The sequence below is a fragment of the Kitasatospora sp. NBC_00070 genome (assembly GCF_045041205.1).
In the GTDB taxonomy this organism is placed as follows: Bacteria; Actinomycetota; Actinomycetes; order Streptomycetales; family Streptomycetaceae; genus Kitasatospora.
In genome coordinates this window covers 3,222,181-3,238,428 of the sequence record NZ_CP108247.1, presented here as the reverse complement: position 1 = coordinate 3,238,428, position 16,248 = coordinate 3,222,181, and the positions used below count along the sequence as shown (strand labels likewise).

Here is a 16,248-nt window from a genome sequence, read left to right as displayed (position 1 = left end):
GCCGACGACCGGCCTCTCACCCCCACCTCCCGGCCCGCACCCAACCCGTACGAGGAACCCGCACATGAGCACCACCCTCCACATACCGCCGCAGCTGCGTGACGCCGACGCCTACGTGCTGAACAACAGTGCGGGCAAGGACAGCTCCGCGATGCTCCACCTGTGGGCCACCAGCGCCACCGACGAGATGCTGGAACGCACCACTGTGCTCCACCTCGACCTCGGCAGCGCCGAGTGGGAGGGAGTCCCGGCCCTCGCCGCCGAGCAGGCCGCCGCGTACGGACTGCCCTTCGAGGTCCGCCGCCGCGAGCGCGGCGGCCTGCTCGACCTGGTCCGAGCCCGGGGCCGCTGGCCCGGCCCCGGTACCCCCTTCTGCCGTTCGTACTTGAAGCGGGACGTGGCCAGGAAGTACTACACCGAGCTGACCACCCGACTCGGCGTCACCGGCCGCCCCGCGCACATCGTCACCGCCCTCGGACTGCGCGCCACCGAGAGCACCGTACGGGCCCGCCGCCCGGCCGTCGCCACTGACCGCGCGGCCAGCTCCGGACGGCGCCAGATCACCACCTGGCTGCCCGTCCACCAGCTCAGCACCGACGCCGTGTGGAAGACCGTACGGGCCAGCGGCATCCCGCCCCACCCCGTCTACCGGCAACTCGACCGCCTGTCCTGCAAGCTGTGCCCGTTCGCCGGACGCAACGCCCTCATCACCGCCGCACGAATGGCACCGGACACCGCACTCGACTACGCCCTGGTCGAGGACGAGATCGGCCAGCCCTTCCGCCGCGACCTGTCGATGGCCCGGATCATCGAAGCCGCCGAGCGTGAGGACCCCGGCCCCGTACGGGCCCTGCGCCCGTGCGGGGCCGGGGTCCGTACGCTCCCGCACCGGACGGGAGCGTGCGCCGCATGATCCGTACCGACCCCGCACCGGCCGCAGCCGGCCTGCCGGTCGTCCTCAGCTTCGGCATGGGAGTGGACAGCACTGCCATCGCCCTCCGCTGGCTCACCGAACCGGCCAGCCGGAACTTCCCCCTCGGCCAGCTGACCGTGCTCACCGCGATGACTGGCGATGAACCGGACGTCACCCGCAGGCTCACCGAGCAGCACCTGCTGCCGCTGCTGCGCGACACCGGCACACGCTTCGTCCAGATCAGCCGGACCAGCCAGCGCGGCGGCTACACCGTGCTGGACGACTCCCGCACCCCGCGACGACTGATCGCGCGCGGGCCGTGGCGACTGTCCGACGAACTCCGGGCCAGCGGCACCGTCCCCCAGATCGCGGCCAAACGCCGGCTGTGCAGCTTGCACGCGAAAGGCACCGTGCTCGACGGGTGGTTGGGCGACGAGTTCGGCGGCCGACCCTTCCGGCACATCCTCGGCTTCGCCGCAGAGGAACTGCGCCGGGCGGAGCGCGACGAGGGCTTCACCGCCATCGGCCGCCGCCCCGAGTACCCGCTGATCGACGAGTGGGGTTGGGACCGCCACCGGTGCGAGCAGTACCTGCTCGACACCTTCGGCGAACCCTGGTCGAGGAGCGCGTGCGGGTACTGCCCGTTCTCGGCCGGCCGCCACGGGCGGGCCGAACTGATCGAACGCTGGCGGGCCGAACCAGCGGTCGGCGCCCAGGCCCTCGCCCTGGAATACACCGCGATGGCCCTCAACCCGCGCTCGAAGCTCTACGGCACCGTCTCCGCCCAAGAGGTCGCCCGCAGGCACGGACTGGTCGACGTCCTCGGCGAGTTCGAGGAGCACCTGCGGCGGCAGCGCTGGAGCGTCTATGAGGTCCGGAGGATCATCCACGCCCGCCGCGACGACCCCGCCGCGAAGGGCGCCGCCTGGCGCAGCGTACGCACCAGGTTCGCCGGCAGCCGGGCCGATGCCGCCGCCGCGCTGGCGGCCCTCACCGGTGGGGGAGCCGTCACCGACCAGTACGGGATCACCCGGTCCGAGATCATCCCCCGCACCAGTGGGTACCCCGCGATCGAGATGGCACTGGCCCTCGCACCGGCCGGGGTCACCGACAAGGAACGACCGGCGTTCGGGGCGTGGTGGGAACGACTGCACCACCAGGCCGACCTTATGCCTTCGGTCGCGCTCGCCGCGTGACCAAAGTGGAAGTCGGGGGCCAGCGGCACGGCCGAAACCGTACCGACCTCGATGGGCCGGCTTGGGCAAGCCGCTGACCCCCTCCCACGAAGACCGATCCCGAAAGACGGCTACCTCGTATCCGTAAACTAGTACATGTCGAGCCGGGGAAGCGCTCCCCCTTGAACATCCATCCCGAGGAGACCAGCCGATGGCCCCCGCCCCGACACTCGCCGAACGGTTGGCCGACGCCACCACCGACAGCCTCAGCGTCGCCGACATCGTCACCACGACCGGCCTGTCCGAGTCCACCGTCCGGCGCCTCACCAAGGAACCGGGATGGCCCGCCCCCGGCGGGCCCGGTGACCACCACGAACAGCGGTACCCGCGCGAGGCGTGCGCCGCGTGGATGCGCGACAACCAGGCCGCTCGGATCGACGTGGCGGAACTCCCGGGGGCCGACAGCGACCGCGTCACCATCACCGAGATCGCGAACCGAACCGGTGCCAAGCGCGCCGCCATCAGCCCGCTGCCCACCAACTACAAGAACAGCGCCGACCCGTTCCCCACCGCCGACGCACTCGGCACCTACAACTGGGGCGAGGTCAAGCAGTGGCTCGGCCGGCGGTCCCGCCGCACCGGCCCCCGCGGCACCACGGAAGCTCCGGCCCCGGCCCCCGCCGAAGCTCCGACCACCACACCGGTGCTCGACGTGCTCACCACCGCCATGATCGAGCGGCTGACCGGCCGCACCAAAGAAGCCGTCAAGACCCTGGTCCGCCGCCCCGAGATCGCCGACCTCAGCAGCGGCAAGGTCGGCCGCTCCCGGGTGTGGCCGGCCGCTACCCTGCTGCCGCTGCTCTGGCAGCTCGGCTACCTGCCCGCCTCAGGCCCGCTCACCACCGAGCAGACCACCGTCCTGGTCGAACTCGGCTACCTCCCCGCCAAGGGGAAGCCGACCCCCGAACAGGCCGCCACACTCCTCGAATTCGGCTACGACCCCAAGGGCAGCGTCGAACACCGCGCGTGGCTCGCCGGGCCCCACCGAACGGCGACCGAGCTGGCCAAGCACTACGGCGTCACCATCAGCGCGATCAGCCAGCGGATCAGCCGCGCGCAGAAGGCCGGCCAGCCCGTGCCACACCCCACCGACACCGAGGACGGCAAGCGCTACGACCCCCGGGCCTTCGACGCCTTCTGGAACCCCCCGGCCGCCCAGCAGTAGCCACCGAACAGCACGACGGCGCTGCCGACCATCACGGTCGGCAGCGCCGTCGTCGTTCCTTCGCCCTGTCGTCATCGAACGGCACGGGGAGCACTCCCCGGCTACCCCCTCACGCCGCCGCCGCTTCGCCGACCTTGGCGCCGCCGGAGCCGGCCGTCGCGTCCACCGGAACCGGTTCCACCACAGGCTCCACCCCGACGCTGCGCCCACCCGCCTGAGGCTTCCCGGTCCCGGCGAACCCCGCCAGGATCGCCCGGACGTCCGCCAGCGAGAGCCCCGTCAGCTCCGCGATCTGATCACGCGGCTCATCCAGATTGTGGAGCGCCTCAATCGCCTCCCGCGCCCGCCGCTCCGGCTCCGCCGCTGCCGTCTCGGCGTCCGCCACGATCTTCGCCGCCCGAGCGCTCGCGCTCGCCCGCAGCTGCTCCGCCCTCCCCGTCTGCTCGTAGAAGTCGGTCAGCGCCGACTCCACCTGCCGCTCGCGCCGGAGACGTTGCGCGTCCCGCGCTGCCTTCGCCTGCTGCGCCGTCCGAGCCGCACTGGCCCGCGATACCGAAATTCGTCCGCTCATGCATCGAACATAACCGAAAAAGTCGAAGCCGCAAACCCCTTTGCATACCTCTCGATAAACGTCGATAAACGCTGAGAGATTCCGATAGGAAAACCGAGGCGCACGTCACAGATTCAGCCCAGAGACTGCTCCTACCTGGCCATATGCCAGCATCGCCAAGCCATCAAGACACCTCTTGCAGATATTCTGAGCATGGTCCGCTGCGCGGGGCTAAAGTGCTCACATGGCATTTGATGAGGCAGGTGAATCGGCGGCTCGAATAGCCGTCACGCCTACCCTCATCCGGGTTCCGGAAAGCTGGGGGTGGTCGCGTTGATGACCATCCACAAGCTCACCGCCGGCAACGGCTACACCTACCTGACGCGCCAGGTCGCGGGCGGCGACGTACAGCGTCAGCGGGGTCAGTCCGCCGAGGAGTACTACACCCAGAAGGGCAACCCGGCCGGCGTCTGGCTCGGCCGCGGCGCCCCCCTGCTCGGACTCGACGGGACCACCGTCACCGAGCAGCAGATGAAGCACCTGTTCGGCATGGGCCAACACCCGGACGCCGAGCGGATCATCGCCGAGCACCTGGCCACAGGCGTGCGCGCCGACATGGACGACGAGCAGCTCAAGGCCGTCCAGGCCGCCGCGATCAAGGCCGCCACCCTCGGCCGCAAGTACCCCGAGTACGAGCCGCTCGACCCGTTCGCCGAGCGTGTCGAGCGGCGCCTGGCCGTCATCGAGAAGGAGACCCGGCGCGCCCCCACCGGCGCCGAGGCCAAGAAGGTCCAGCACGAGGAGTCCCGCCGCCAGAGGGCCGCCGTCGCGGGCTTCGACCTCGTCTTCGCCCCGGTGAAGTCCGCCGCAGTGCTGTGGGCGCTGGACGAGCGCCCCGAGGTCCGCGCCGCCGTCCGCGCGGCCCACGATGCCGCCCGCGACGCCGCGCTGGAGCTGCTGGAGGAGCACGCCGCGTTCACCCGCACCGGCAGCACCGGCCAGGCCCAGATCGAGACCAAGGGCCTCGTCGCCGTCGCGTTCGACCACTACGACTCCCGGGCCGGCGACCCCAACCTGCACACGCACCTGGTCGTCGCGAACAAGATCCAGGGCGTGGACGGGAAGTGGCGCTCGCTGGACGCCCGCGGCCTGCTGGCGATGACCGTGGCCACCTCCGAGTTCTACAACTCCCGCTTCGAGACCGAGCTGACCGCCCGCCTGGGCGTGCAGTTCGAGGCCCGCGAGGACTCCGCCACCAAGCGCCAGCCGGTGCGCGAGATCGCCGGCGTACCCGTCGAGACGATCACCCACTTCTCCTCCCGCCGGACCGAGATCGAAGCCCGCTACGAGCAGCTGCTGCGCGAGTACCGGCGCGAGCACGGCCACGATCCGTCCCGCGGCATGACCCACCAGCTCGCCCGCCAGGCGAACCTCGACACCCGCGAGGGCAAGAAGGCCGCCCGCTCCCTGGAGGAGATGCGCGCCGACTGGACCAACACCGTCACCACCGCCCACGGCCAGGACATCGTCCAGCGCGTGATGGCGGCCGTTCCCACGCCCGGAAGCGCCCCGGCCACCGCCCGGCAGGAGGAGCCGAAGCCGGTCGAGCTTCCCACCCTGGCCGCCGCCGTGATCACCGCTGTCGGCGAGGAGCGCGCGGTGTGGACGGTGTGGAACCTGCGCGCCCACGCCGAACGCCTGGCCCGCTCCGAGCACCCGACCACCAGCACCACCGAGCACCAGCAGCTGGTCGAGGCGATCGTCACCGAGGCCATCTCCCCGGCGCACAGCGTCCGGGTCGACGCCCCCGCCCTGCTCACCGAACCCGACGAGCTTCGCCGCTCCAACGGCGACTCCGTGTTCGTCCAGCACGCCTCCGCCCGCTACACCAGCAACGCCATCCTGGACGCCGAGCGCCGCCTGGTCACCGCCGCCCTCACCCGCGTCAACGAGGGCCTCAACCCGGCCTTCGTCGGCGCCGCCCTCGACGGCTTCGAGGCCCGCCACCGAGCCCTGGACGAGGGCCAGCGCGCCCTCGTCACCGCGTTCGCCACCGACACCCGGCTGATCTCCCTCGGCCTCGGCGCGGGCGGCACCGGCAAGACCACCGCGATGCAGGCATACGTCCACGTCGCCAACCAGGCCGGCCAGCGCGTCGTCCCACTCGCCACCTCCGCCGCAGCCGCCGCCGTCCTCGCCCGCGACCTCAAGCAGCCCGCCGAGAACCTCCACAAGTTCCTCTGGGAGTACATGGGCGGCAAGTACATGGGCGAGCTGGCCACCGGCCACAACGTGCCCAAGAGCCGAGCGGGCTTCGTCCTGAACCCCGGCGACGTCGTCCTGGTGGACGAGGCCGGGATGGCCGGCACCCTCAACCTCGACAACCTCACCCGCATCGCCGCCCAGCGCGGCGCCACCGTACGCCTGCTCGGCGACTACCGCCAGCTCAGCAGCGTCGAAGCGGGCGGCGCACTGCGGCTGATCGCCGCCGAAGCCGGCGCCGTCGAACTCACCACCCTCCACCGCTTCAGCAACAAAGCCGAAGCCGCCGCCACCCTCAAGATCCGCACCGGCGACAGCACCGGGCTGGACTTCTACTTCGCCAACCAGCGGGTCGTCAGCGGCTCGCGCACCGCGATGGTCGAAGCCGCCTACGAGGGCTGGAAGACCGACATGCTCGCCGGCCGCACCACCCTGATCAGCGCCCGCACCGGCACCGACGTCACCACCCTGTCCGCCCGCGCCCGCGAAGACCGCGTGGCCGCCGGCCAGGTCGAGGCCGACGGCGTCCTGCTGCGCGACGGCAACCGCGCGGGCCGCGGCGACTGGATCGTCACCCGCGACAACAACCGCAAGATCACCACCAACCGGGGCCGCGACTTCCTCAAGAACGGCGACGCCTGGGAGATCCTCAAGCGCCACCAGGACGGCTCCCTCAAGGTCCGCCACATGGAGCACCGCGGACGCCTCACCCTGCCCGCCGAGTACGTCGCCGCCCACGTCCAGCTCCTCTACGCCTCCACCATCAACCGCTCCCAGGGCAGCACCGTCGACACCGCCCACCCCCTGGTCACCGACGACACCACCCGCGAGGAGCTGTACGTCCAGCTCAGCCGCGCCCGCCACACCACCACCCTCTATACCGCCACCCACGACCTCCTCCCGTTCGACACCGACGAGCAGCTCGACCAGCCCAAGAACGACCCCGACTCCTTCGCCGCCCGCGAGGTGCTGGAGCGCGTTCTGGGCCGGGAGGGCGCCCAGCTCTCCGCCACCGAGACCATCCGCAACGCCCAGGAGGACGCCGTCTCCCTGGCCACCCTGGCCCCCCGTCACCAGCACGCCGTCGAGACCCTGACCACCCCCTACTACCACCAGCTCATCCACCGACTCCTCGGCCCCGCCCTCGCCGAGCGGATCACCACCGACGACGCGATGACCGCCGTCGTCCGCGCCCTGCGCACCGCCGAAGCCGCCGGTTGGCAGCCCGAGCGGCTGATCGCCGCCGCCACCTGGCGCGGCGACCTGACCACCGCCGACTCCCCGGCCCAGGCCCTCGCCTGGCGCCTGAACACCATCACCGACGACCGACCCGCCCCCGCCCACCTCAACGCCCCCACCGAAGTCGACGCCACCCGCTACGCCGCCCTGCTGGCGGCGCACACCGGCCTGCCCGCCGACCGCTTCGACCCGGAGGCGGCGACCGCCGAACCGGCCGCCCTGCTGGCGGCGCACACCGGCCTGCCCGCCGACCGCTTCGACCCCGAGGCGGCGACCGCCGAACCGGCCGCCCTGCGCATCGCGCCCGCCGCCGCCCAGGCCCCCGACGCGCACCCGCACGTCTCCGCCGACACCCTCAACCGCTACGCCACCACCGCCGCCACCGCGCTCAACACCACCACCGACCAGGTCACCGCCCACCCGCAGTGGCCCCACCTCGCCGGAGCCCTCGCCGCCGCCGAGCGCACCGGCCGCGACACCACCACCCTGCTCACCACCACGGCCGCCCAGACCACCGGCGCCAGCGACCCGGTCACCGCCCTGACCCGCGCCGCCCGCACCAACCTGGCCGCCGACGGCATCCCCGAGACCCACCAGCAGACCCCCGAAGCCCTCCGCCACCACGCCCTCGTCGTCACCGTCCTCGGTGACCAGCAGGCCACCCGCGCACGCAACGAGAACACCTGGCCCGCCCTCACCGCCGCCCTGCACCGCGCCGAGACCGCCGGCCACGAACCCGCCACCCTCCTGCGCCAGGTCGCCGAACAGCGTCAGCTCACTGGCGCCGACAGCCTCAGCCAGGTCCTGGCCTGGCGCATCGGCCGAAGCCTCGCCGCCGACGCCCCGACCACCACCGGCCAGCCGGCAGACCGTGCCGAAGCGGAGCTGTGGCGCACCCTCGCATGGACCCTCAAGACGATCGAGAACACCGGCACCACCGCGGAGACCACCCTCTCCGACGTGACCGGCCGCACCGCGCTGCCCGAACTCCTCCAGCACGCCCAGCAGCAGGCCCTCGCCTACACCCGCGCCGCCTCCGGCCGTGCCGACCTCCCGGCATGGATCAGCGCCGTCCCCGCCTCCACCACGGCCAACCCGCGCCACCACGACTACCTCACCGAGAGCACCGCGCTGATCGCCAGCCGCCTCTCGGCGCTCGCCGACCGCACCGCGGAGCACCGCCCGGAGTGGAGCCGCACCCTCGGCGAAGCGCCGATCGACCCCACCCTGCGCGCCCAGTGGCAGAAGCAGCTCGCCGTCGTCGCCGCCTACCGAGACCAGTTCAAGGTCACCGACGACACCGCCGCCCAGCCCGCCGGCCCCTACATCGAGGAAGGCCGAACCGGCCACCACGCCTACTGGCAGGCAGCCGAAGCCGCCATCGCCGCCCGGCGCATCGCCACCTCCCCGACGACCCCGGCCGCCACCACCCTTTCCGCTGACCAGCAGGCCCTTCGCCGCCTCGCCGCCGACGTCTACCGGGCCCTGCCCGAGGCGGACCAGGCCGAGATCCTCCGCACCGTCGCCACCCGGACCGGTGCGTCCTGGCTCGCCGGTCGGCCGCGCCTGGACGACGCCGCGCTTGCCCAGCAGCACGTCGCCGAACACGTCAGCACGGTGCTCGCCGAACGCCGCCAGCTCACCGCAGAGGCCACCCAGCCCGAGCAGCAGCAGACCGAGGAGCGCCGCCAGCCGACCCTCGCCGAACGCCGCCGAGCCGGACGCCAGGCCGAACGCCAGGCTCACCGCGACCAGCTCCAGCAGCGCGGCGGACAGGCTGTCCCCCGAGCCGCCCGGCCCGCGCCGACCCGCCGCGTCGAACCCAGCGACCAGCGCCAGGCCCCGGCCCAGCGCCCGGTCGAGCAGCGGCAGCCGCTCCAACCGCGCCCGCAGCAGATCCAGCAGGACCAGCAGGGACCACGCCTTCGCTGAGCCCCGTCGACCGATCCTGCGTGGCCAACGGGGTTCAGCGGCGCGGGGTGGTGCAGGACTTCGAGGTCCGCGGACGGTGCCAGTCCGAAACGGGCCGGTCTAGCTGGAGCAGCGCGCCAGCTCGACAGCGGCAGACCCGAGCGTCAGCACGCTGACGTCCGGCCTGTCGGCGCTGGAAACGTTCGCCACACCAGTGATCCGGATGTCACTGTCGACGAGACGGCCTTCCACCTCCACGCATGAAGGCCCTTGTCGCCACTTCAAGCAGCCGCTGGTGTTGCTGCGACGCGCGGGCACGATCTCGGCGGTGTAGGGCCAGTGGTTCCACCAGATGCTCGCGCGAACCAACAGCGCACTGCGCAGGGGCGTACACGGAGTGGGCGCCCAGTGTGGGGCTGCACTTTCCTCAGCAGGGGTGACACCCGCCTTGTTCCAGAACGCGAGGTTCTCTGGTGTCTCGCCGGAGCCGGTCTCCCACCGGAGACGGGACCGCATCAAACGTTCGGTGCCGCGATGGAACTCGCGCAGTTCGAGCCGACCCTGCGTGGGCAGGTGAAGCAGGTGGACGGCACGAGCCGTGACACGCTCGACCCGCAGGCCCGGGACGCCGAAGTGCCCGTGCGAGCCGTCGGCGTACGTCACGGTCTTCGGCAACAGGTAGTTCGCTACCCGCGGGGCCACGCTCGCTTGGATCGTCAGCTGAAGTGGCGCGGGCAGCATCCACTCCACGTATCCGGTGAGGCCACGGAAGGACCTGCCGCCCCGGTGGTCCCACGGATGAGAGTGGCTGGGGCTGAACAGCAGGTCGAACAGCAGCGCCTGAAAGGCTTCCTGGCCGGCGTCCGTGGTATCGAGCTCGATCCGCCCGTTAACGGTCGCTGCCCTCAGCACGTGCTGGGGCACGTTGAGCAGATCCTGGCACTGGTTCAGGCGCGCACGGTCGTTGACATGCGGCATCGAGGGTCCTCGCTGGCGACAGCCCGGACTGCGCGCCGCGAAATAGGACGGTCAGGTCATCTGCTGGCACGGCGAAAACGAGGAGGTTGGGCATCCCACCCGTCGGCTTGTCGGGCACACTTCGTGCGGGCGAAGGGCCAGCCGTGGACCACCTACCTCAGGGCCCAGCACGAGGGTAGGGGATGCTCGCCGCCGTCAACAAGTCGCCACGCCGCCCGCCGGAGCTCGATCAAGGGCAGCCGACGGCCTCGAAGCGTTGCTCCGGCCCGTATGAAATGTACGAGCGCTCAGGAGGATGGACGGGCTACCTGCCACACGATCACCCACGGGTACAGACGCCGAGCGACCTTCTTGGCAGCGATCCACCCGTCACCGCGACGAGCCCGCGTTCGCCGGTGGAGATACACGGCCCACTCGCGCTCCACTCGGCCCGCACTGCTGGCCGACAAAAGAGGTCCCGACCCGTTGGGTCGGGACCTCTGCTGAGCCCCTGGTCGGATTCGAACCGACGACCACCTGTTTACAAGACAGGTGCTCTGGCCAGCTGAGCTACAGAGGCGGGCCAAGTGGCACTCACCGTACTGTACCGCCCGTCGTGACGGGGCAGATCACGGATTGGGTTCGCCTTTCACCCCGGCGGCCGGGGCGGCGCGGGCGGGCCCTTAGTGGCGCTCGGCGGCGAGAACGGCCAGGGTGGCAGGGCGGAGGCGCGCATCACGTCACGGCTGGAACCGAGGGTGCACCGGACGGAGATGAGCTGGCCGTTCATGCCACCGCCCCGCCAGGCCCACGGTGGGGTGCCTGCTCCGGTAGTAGGGTTCCCGGGCTACGGCAGTGCCCTATGGGTATTGCTCCCGGAGATTCAGTTCAACGTTGCAGTACGCACTTGCGGAGGATTGGCTGGCCCGAGTGGAGGGTGGTCGACGGGCATGGCATTGAGCGATTTCACGGGCAGCGAATCAGGGGTAACAGGAGTTCGCCTGTTCGGCTGACTGGGCTGTTGCCGGAGGCTGAACGGGTGACGGTTGCCAGATTGCGACGTCGAAGCGGGTAGGGATGAGGGCTGGGCAGCGCGTCAGGAAGGGGCAGCCGTGTCGGTGTTGGCTGTACTAATCCTGGCCGGTGTGAGCCTGGCCGTGGTGACGAGCGCGCTGCTCGGCCGGACGGCCCGCTCGCGCGAGGGGCTGGTCTCCCCATCGGCCATGGGCTTCGTGGGCGCCACCGTGTTCGGGTCCTTCGCCCTTCTCATCGGGTTCACCGTGGCGGCTACTTGGCAGCACCTCAACTCCGCACGGCAGCAGGCTGCCACTGAGGCTCGGCTGCTCACCGAAACGTACTCGGCGGCGCAGGGGATCCCGGGCGCGGAACGTATCGAGGTCCGCGTCAGACTTCGGGAGTACACCGAGCTGGTGGTGCGCGACGAATGGCCCCTGCTCCGAACCAGAGCAGCCAGCAGCACCGCCTGGCAGACAGTGGACGCGGCGCGAACAGTCGTCACCAGCGCGAGGGAGGCCACCGTCGGCGAGTCTGCGGCCATGGCGGTGGTCGCACGGGACCTGGCGGCGGTGCACGGGGCACGAAGCGTCCGTTTGGCTGCTGCGACCTGCCCGATTCTGCCAGGCTTGGTGATCGGCGGCTTGTTCACCGGTGCGGTGTTCGTGCTGGTGACGCCGCTGGTTATCGGGCTGCCCGCGAACGGCCGCAACCTGGTGGTGATGTGCTTCCTCGGCGCCGGTGTTGCCTTCGGCGTGGGCCTGGCCCTGGACCTGAACGCCCCTTTCGCGGGCACGGTGCAACTGCGACCGGATGCGTTCGTGGAGGCTCTGGCCCGCTTCGAGCAGATCGACGCAGGTGCCGCGTACGGTTGATCGCCGCCCCCACTTCACGGCCCCTGCAGAACATTCTCGTAGTGACCAGGCGCACCAGCACGCGGTGCGTGCGCCAACGGCTCTGCCACCCATCCGGCGGTGACGTAGTGTCATTGCCGTTCGGAGGTCTTGATGTTGGGGCATTCGCGGACGGCCCTGTGGCGCTCTAGCTGGCGGAGGCCGTGTCATGCGGAAGGCTTCCGACCTCGGGCCCGTACTGGTAAGGCCAGGGTTGGGCAAATGCTGTCCATCACCTGCCCGATATGGCCGATGGCATGCAGTCGTAGGCGTCGGTACGGACAGAAGACCTGTTCCCGGCATCACAGCTGCCGGGAACAGGCCCACTCCGCATTCTGCCGTACGTCCCCATCTTCTCCCGCCCACGACGGCTGGAAGGCCCCTTGTTGGCCACCACGCAGCGCAACCACGATTACGGGACAGAGTCCATAGCCCGGTCAACTCGCTCGGGATGACGCTCGTTGGAGTAAACGAACCAGTCTGGCTCTGGGTGTGCGCTTGCCCGCCAGCGGCCGGCCAACAGCGTGGTGATCTCGCCCTCGGTGATCCCCTGGGGCCCGATACCGCGACATCGGCGCGGTGTCGCGCGGACCAGGAGGACGGCGTCGGGCGCGGCGAGGGCGCCGACCGTGGAGGCCCAGCCCGGTCGGCGCTCGTCGGGGATTCCGTGCAGGCAGCCGTTGTCGAGCAGGAGCGAGACGGTGCCGGCGAGCTGCCCGTCCGGGTCGGCCGAGGCTGGATCGGTCACGTCCGCCACCCGCCACACGACAAGGTTGCCCGGGTCTGCGCGGCGGGCGGCGGCGACGGCTTCCCGGGTGTAGTCCAGTGCGGTCACCGACCAGCCGTGGGCGGCGAGGTAGCGCGCCTGGCGGCCCGTGCCGCAGCCGAGGTCGACGGCCTTGGCGGGCGGCAACGGTGCCGCGCCCTCGACGAGGTCGGTGATCGGGCCGGGAACCTCGGGCCGGTTCCAGGGGGCAATGCCCAGGCGGTACAGCGTGCGGTAGGTACGACGCATGGCGAGTCCTCAGGTCGGCGGCGGCCAGGTCAGTATTTGGCTGGGAGCCGGCGCGGGTGAAACCACAGGAGCGCACCGATGAACAGCGCCGGTGCGAACGCGGCGGTGCCGACCTGGCTGAGGCTCATTTCTCCGAGCGCCAGATACGCGAGTGGTTCCTCAATACAGCCTGAACGACGGTCATCGTGTCGATGCTCCCTGGAGGAGCACGGGCTGCTTCGGCGCGTTGTCCATGCGGGGATTCCCCCGCGCGTGGAGTACACCCTCACTGAACTCGGCCTTGGCCTCGAACCCGCTCTTCGGGCGCTTGGCGCCGGGGGTGCGAAAACGGCGTCGGCCGACTGAGCCTCAGCCCGTACGCGGGAGTTGGCAGGCGTCGGGGTTCACGGGCATCCGCACTCGGCTGTTCCGGCCAACGACAGGCATCGGTCGGTCCGCTCCGCCGTCGGTGCCGCGTCGGCCGACGAGCACTCCCCGGGGGCACTGGGCCGATGGGTACCGCCCGGACTGGACACGGCTGGCCAGTCGGATCGCGCGGCAGTCCGCCTGGCCGTCTCCGAGGTGAAGCGCAGATGGGGAAGGTGTGTACGAGAGGTCCGGTCGAAAAGCAGCACTGAGCTGGCCTCCGGTACGGCGGACATGCCGATGGCGGCGAGGGCGGACATCAGCTGGGCCAGGCCGCGGCAGTGGCGGTCGAAGACACGGCGAGCCGTCCAACGGCCGCGTGCGCACTGGCCTGCGAGGGCGTCCACGGGTCCGATGTCCAGGAGGACGAGGTGCAGCTCACGGCCCTGAGCGTGAAGGATGCGGGCGAGATGGCGGCGTATCCAGGGCCGGCTTCCGCAGTCGTGGACCAGCACCTCCCTCCCCGAGTGGACGGCGTGGCGCAGTGACCTGAAGTGCCGGAGTCTGGCCCAGGGCCGGTAGGCCGCATACGGCAGCCATGCAGGCATCAGCCGTGCGCAGGCCAGGTGGGACGTCCGCGGGTCGACGACGGCCGCGACGGCCGACCAGTGGCTCAAGGCGGTGCTCTTTCCGCTGCCTGGCAGGCCCGAGATGATGACCACTGAGCCAGCCGGATAGACGAGGGTGTCCGGTATCGCGGCCGTGTCCCGGAGGTCAACCAGGCCCTGCGGACAAAGGTCGGCCACTGCGCGAGGCTCGGCCGGGCTCAGCGGGTGCACGGGTCTCCGGTTCTGGCCGACGGGCTACGGCCCGGGCTGATGCCCCTTGCGGTCTGATGGCCCGTCACGTGCCGCCCTGCGGAAGCAGCAGGACGTACTCGGGGTTGAACACTACCCAGTGGGCCGGGCTGCCTCCGCGCAGGGCTCTGATCCGGCACCACCGCTGACGATCCGGTGCCTGCCACCAGGCGTTGATCCGTCCGACGGTCCAGGAGCCGTGGGCGTCGAGCATCTCGACGGGCTGGTAGGTGACGGAGACCTCGTCGGGCGGCGGCTCGAATGCGGCTTTGCCGATGTGGCGTGTCATCGCACTTCCTGTCGCCGTGATCTGCGGATGGCTGCCGGGCGCGGCGTTGCCGCAAAGCGGCCGATCCTGCGGACATGGGACACGCGGTTGGCCGTCATTGCCGTATCCCACCTCGTTCTCCTCGAAGACTCCTCGATCACTCGTCTCAAGACAGTTCGATCCAATCCGCCCTGCCCTGCAGGGGCAAGACGGCATCCGGCCAAGTCTCTACAGAGCTGTAGAGGGAAGTCGAATGCGATCGAGCCGGGTCGAGGCCGAGGCAAGCCGGGACCAGGGCACAGGCTCCCTTCGGCCCAGGTCAGAGCTCGGTGGCGGGCCAGTCCAGCAGCCGGGCGCCGATGGCCGCGGTCTGCAGGGTGTAGCGGTGCATCGGGTCGGCCGGGTCGGCGCCGGTGAGCTGGTGGATGCGCTCCAGACGGTAGGTCAGGGCCCGGACGCTGAGCCTGAGGCGTCGTGCGGCCTCGGCCGACACACATCCGGAGTCGAAGTACACGGACAGCGTCTCCAGCAGTGGCGCCGGGCCGCCGCGGGCCTTGCGGAGCGGGCCGAGCACGCTGCTCACGAGGTCGGCCATGGCCTGCCGGTCCCGGGTCAGCACCGGGAAGACGAGCAGGTCGGAGGCCCGCAACACCGATCCGGCCAGGTCCATCCGCTCGGCCAGGTCCAGCGCGCCGAGCGCCTCTTCGTAGGAGTGGACGACGCCGCCCGCCCCTGGGTGGGGGCGCCCGATCGCCACGCGCCCGGCGCCGATGGCCGCGATCGCCTGCTGCGCGAAGTAGGTCAGGACGTCGGCCTGGTCGCCCGGTGCGATGCAGACCAGGCGGCCTTCCTTGGTGGTGAGCAGGATCCGGCGGTCACCGAAGCGGGCGATCAAAGCGCCTTCCACCCTGCGGGTGACCGGGTCGGTGTCCGTGTAGAGGATGGGGCCCTGCGCGACGGCGACGGTGTGCGCGTGCGACAGCAGCAGCCCGAAGTGCTTGGCCCGCTCGGCAAGCCTGCCCAGGTCGCTGCGCCCGTACAGCAGGTCGTCGATGAACTCGCGCCGGGCGGCCTCCTCCTGGCGGACGGCCAGGCGCTGGGCCCGTTCGTGTCCCTCGGCGAAGGCGTCCACTGCCTGCTCGACGGCGCTCAGGACACCGGCGGTCCGGTCCGAGGCGCCGGACAGCGGCCAAGCGGACCGGGCGGCGGCCAGGTGGGCCTGGACCAGAGCCCGCAGGCTGTGCCCGGCCTCGGCCGCCCGCTCGCCCGCCAGCCGGCGTGCGGCCAGTTCGTCCCGGGTTGGGCGCCGCCCGGTCGCGGACACCTCGGCCAGCAGGTGTGCGTACCCGTCCAGGTAGTCGTCCAGCTTCGTCTGCCGCACTACACACTCTCGCAATCCCGAGGCCGCTTGCTGCTGTACCTCGGAAGTATCGGGGAAGGTCGGCTTCGCGTGCCAGCCCCCGGGTGTGGTGATCACGGGCGCCGGGCGGATGGCTCTTCCAGCTGGATACGAGCTACTGCCCGAACGGTGGTTCCTGCCATGAGGCGGCATCAAGGGCGCGTAAAGACTGCCGGAACACGGCAGTGTTTCACTTCGGCCGCCCTGCGATGATTCACCCGACCG

General features: G+C 71.1%; 11 protein-coding genes and 1 tRNA gene. 6 read left to right on the top strand and 6 right to left on the bottom strand.

Going from position 1 to position 16,248, the window contains the following annotated elements:
• Positions 1 to 64 precede the first annotated feature (64 nt).
• The 3 genes from OHV05_RS14890 (at position 65) to OHV05_RS14880 (ending at position 3,313) form a co-directional block, all read left to right on the top strand.
• Entirely contained in the window at positions 65 to 913 is an 849-nt protein-coding gene (locus OHV05_RS14890) for a phosphoadenosine phosphosulfate reductase family protein (protein ID WP_405018082.1), read from the top strand.
• Complete coding sequence (locus OHV05_RS14885) at positions 910 to 2,109, top strand: hypothetical protein (RefSeq protein WP_405018081.1); 1,200 nt, start codon at positions 910 to 912, stop codon at positions 2,107 to 2,109. The genes OHV05_RS14890 and OHV05_RS14885 overlap by 4 nt, the downstream gene beginning before the upstream one ends.
• A gap of 190 nt (positions 2,110 to 2,299) precedes the next feature.
• Positions 2,300 to 3,313 (top strand): hypothetical protein, encoded by a 1,014-nt coding sequence (locus OHV05_RS14880; RefSeq protein WP_405018080.1) that lies wholly within the window; start codon positions 2,300 to 2,302, stop codon positions 3,311 to 3,313.
• Positions 3,314 to 3,422: 109 nt separating this feature from the next.
• Here OHV05_RS14880 and OHV05_RS14875 read toward each other — a convergent pair whose 3' ends face one another.
• On the bottom strand, positions 3,423 to 3,884 hold the full coding sequence (locus OHV05_RS14875; protein ID WP_405018079.1) for a hypothetical protein: 462 nt from the start codon (positions 3,882 to 3,884) through the stop codon (positions 3,423 to 3,425).
• Between the two features lie 315 nt (positions 3,885 to 4,199).
• Here OHV05_RS14875 and mobF point away from each other — a divergent pair, with 315 nt between their 5' ends.
• Positions 4,200 to 9,296 (top strand): MobF family relaxase, encoded by a 5,097-nt coding sequence (mobF, locus tag OHV05_RS14870; protein ID WP_405018078.1) that lies wholly within the window; start codon positions 4,200 to 4,202, stop codon positions 9,294 to 9,296.
• Positions 9,297 to 9,395: 99 nt separating this feature from the next.
• Here the strand turns inward: mobF and OHV05_RS14865 are convergent, their stop codons facing one another.
• On the bottom strand, positions 9,396 to 10,253 hold the full coding sequence (locus OHV05_RS14865) for a hypothetical protein (protein WP_405018077.1): 858 nt from the start codon (positions 10,251 to 10,253) through the stop codon (positions 9,396 to 9,398).
• Between the two features lie 485 nt (positions 10,254 to 10,738).
• Positions 10,739 to 10,812 (bottom strand) — tRNA-Thr (locus OHV05_RS14860).
• Positions 10,813 to 11,377: 565 nt separating this feature from the next.
• Between OHV05_RS14860 and OHV05_RS14855 the strand changes: the two genes are divergently transcribed.
• Positions 11,378 to 12,121 (top strand): hypothetical protein, encoded by a 744-nt coding sequence (locus tag OHV05_RS14855; protein WP_405018076.1) that lies wholly within the window; start codon positions 11,378 to 11,380, stop codon positions 12,119 to 12,121.
• A 430-nt stretch (positions 12,122 to 12,551) separates the two neighbouring features.
• Here OHV05_RS14855 and OHV05_RS14850 read toward each other — a convergent pair whose 3' ends face one another.
• On the bottom strand, positions 12,552 to 13,154 hold the full coding sequence (locus OHV05_RS14850) for a class I SAM-dependent methyltransferase (RefSeq protein WP_405018075.1): 603 nt from the start codon (positions 13,152 to 13,154) through the stop codon (positions 12,552 to 12,554).
• A 78-nt stretch (positions 13,155 to 13,232) separates the two neighbouring features.
• On the opposite strand from OHV05_RS14850, the gene OHV05_RS14845 reads away from it, so the two are divergent.
• Entirely contained in the window at positions 13,233 to 13,499 is a 267-nt protein-coding gene (locus OHV05_RS14845) for a winged helix-turn-helix transcriptional regulator (RefSeq protein WP_405018074.1), read from the top strand.
• Between the two features lie 903 nt (positions 13,500 to 14,402).
• Here OHV05_RS14845 and OHV05_RS14840 read toward each other — a convergent pair.
• Entirely contained in the window at positions 14,403 to 14,645 is a 243-nt protein-coding gene (locus OHV05_RS14840) for a hypothetical protein (protein WP_405018073.1), read from the bottom strand.
• 298 nt (positions 14,646 to 14,943) lie between these two features.
• Positions 14,944 to 15,990, bottom strand: coding sequence for a PucR family transcriptional regulator (locus OHV05_RS14835; RefSeq protein WP_405021469.1), 1,047 nt, complete (start codon positions 15,988 to 15,990; stop codon positions 14,944 to 14,946).
• Between the last annotated feature and the right edge of the window lie 258 nt (positions 15,991 to 16,248).

Coding starts and splice junctions, on each gene's coding strand:
- OHV05_RS14840 (WP_405018073.1), bottom strand. CDS start 14,645: ATGACACGCCACATCGGCAAAGCCGCATTCGAGCCGCCGCCCGACGAG.
- OHV05_RS14875 (WP_405018079.1), bottom strand. CDS start 3,884: ATGAGCGGACGAATTTCGGTATCGCGGGCCAGTGCGGCTCGGACGGCG.
- OHV05_RS14845 (WP_405018074.1), top strand. CDS start 13,233: ATGAACAGCGCCGGTGCGAACGCGGCGGTGCCGACCTGGCTGAGGCTC.
- mobF (WP_405018078.1), top strand. CDS start 4,200: ATGACCATCCACAAGCTCACCGCCGGCAACGGCTACACCTACCTGACG.
- OHV05_RS14865 (WP_405018077.1), bottom strand. CDS start 10,253: ATGCCGCATGTCAACGACCGTGCGCGCCTGAACCAGTGCCAGGATCTG.
- OHV05_RS14885 (WP_405018081.1), top strand. CDS start 910: ATGATCCGTACCGACCCCGCACCGGCCGCAGCCGGCCTGCCGGTCGTC.
- OHV05_RS14850 (WP_405018075.1), bottom strand. CDS start 13,154: ATGCGTCGTACCTACCGCACGCTGTACCGCCTGGGCATTGCCCCCTGG.
- OHV05_RS14880 (WP_405018080.1), top strand. CDS start 2,300: ATGGCCCCCGCCCCGACACTCGCCGAACGGTTGGCCGACGCCACCACC.
- OHV05_RS14890 (WP_405018082.1), top strand. CDS start 65: ATGAGCACCACCCTCCACATACCGCCGCAGCTGCGTGACGCCGACGCC.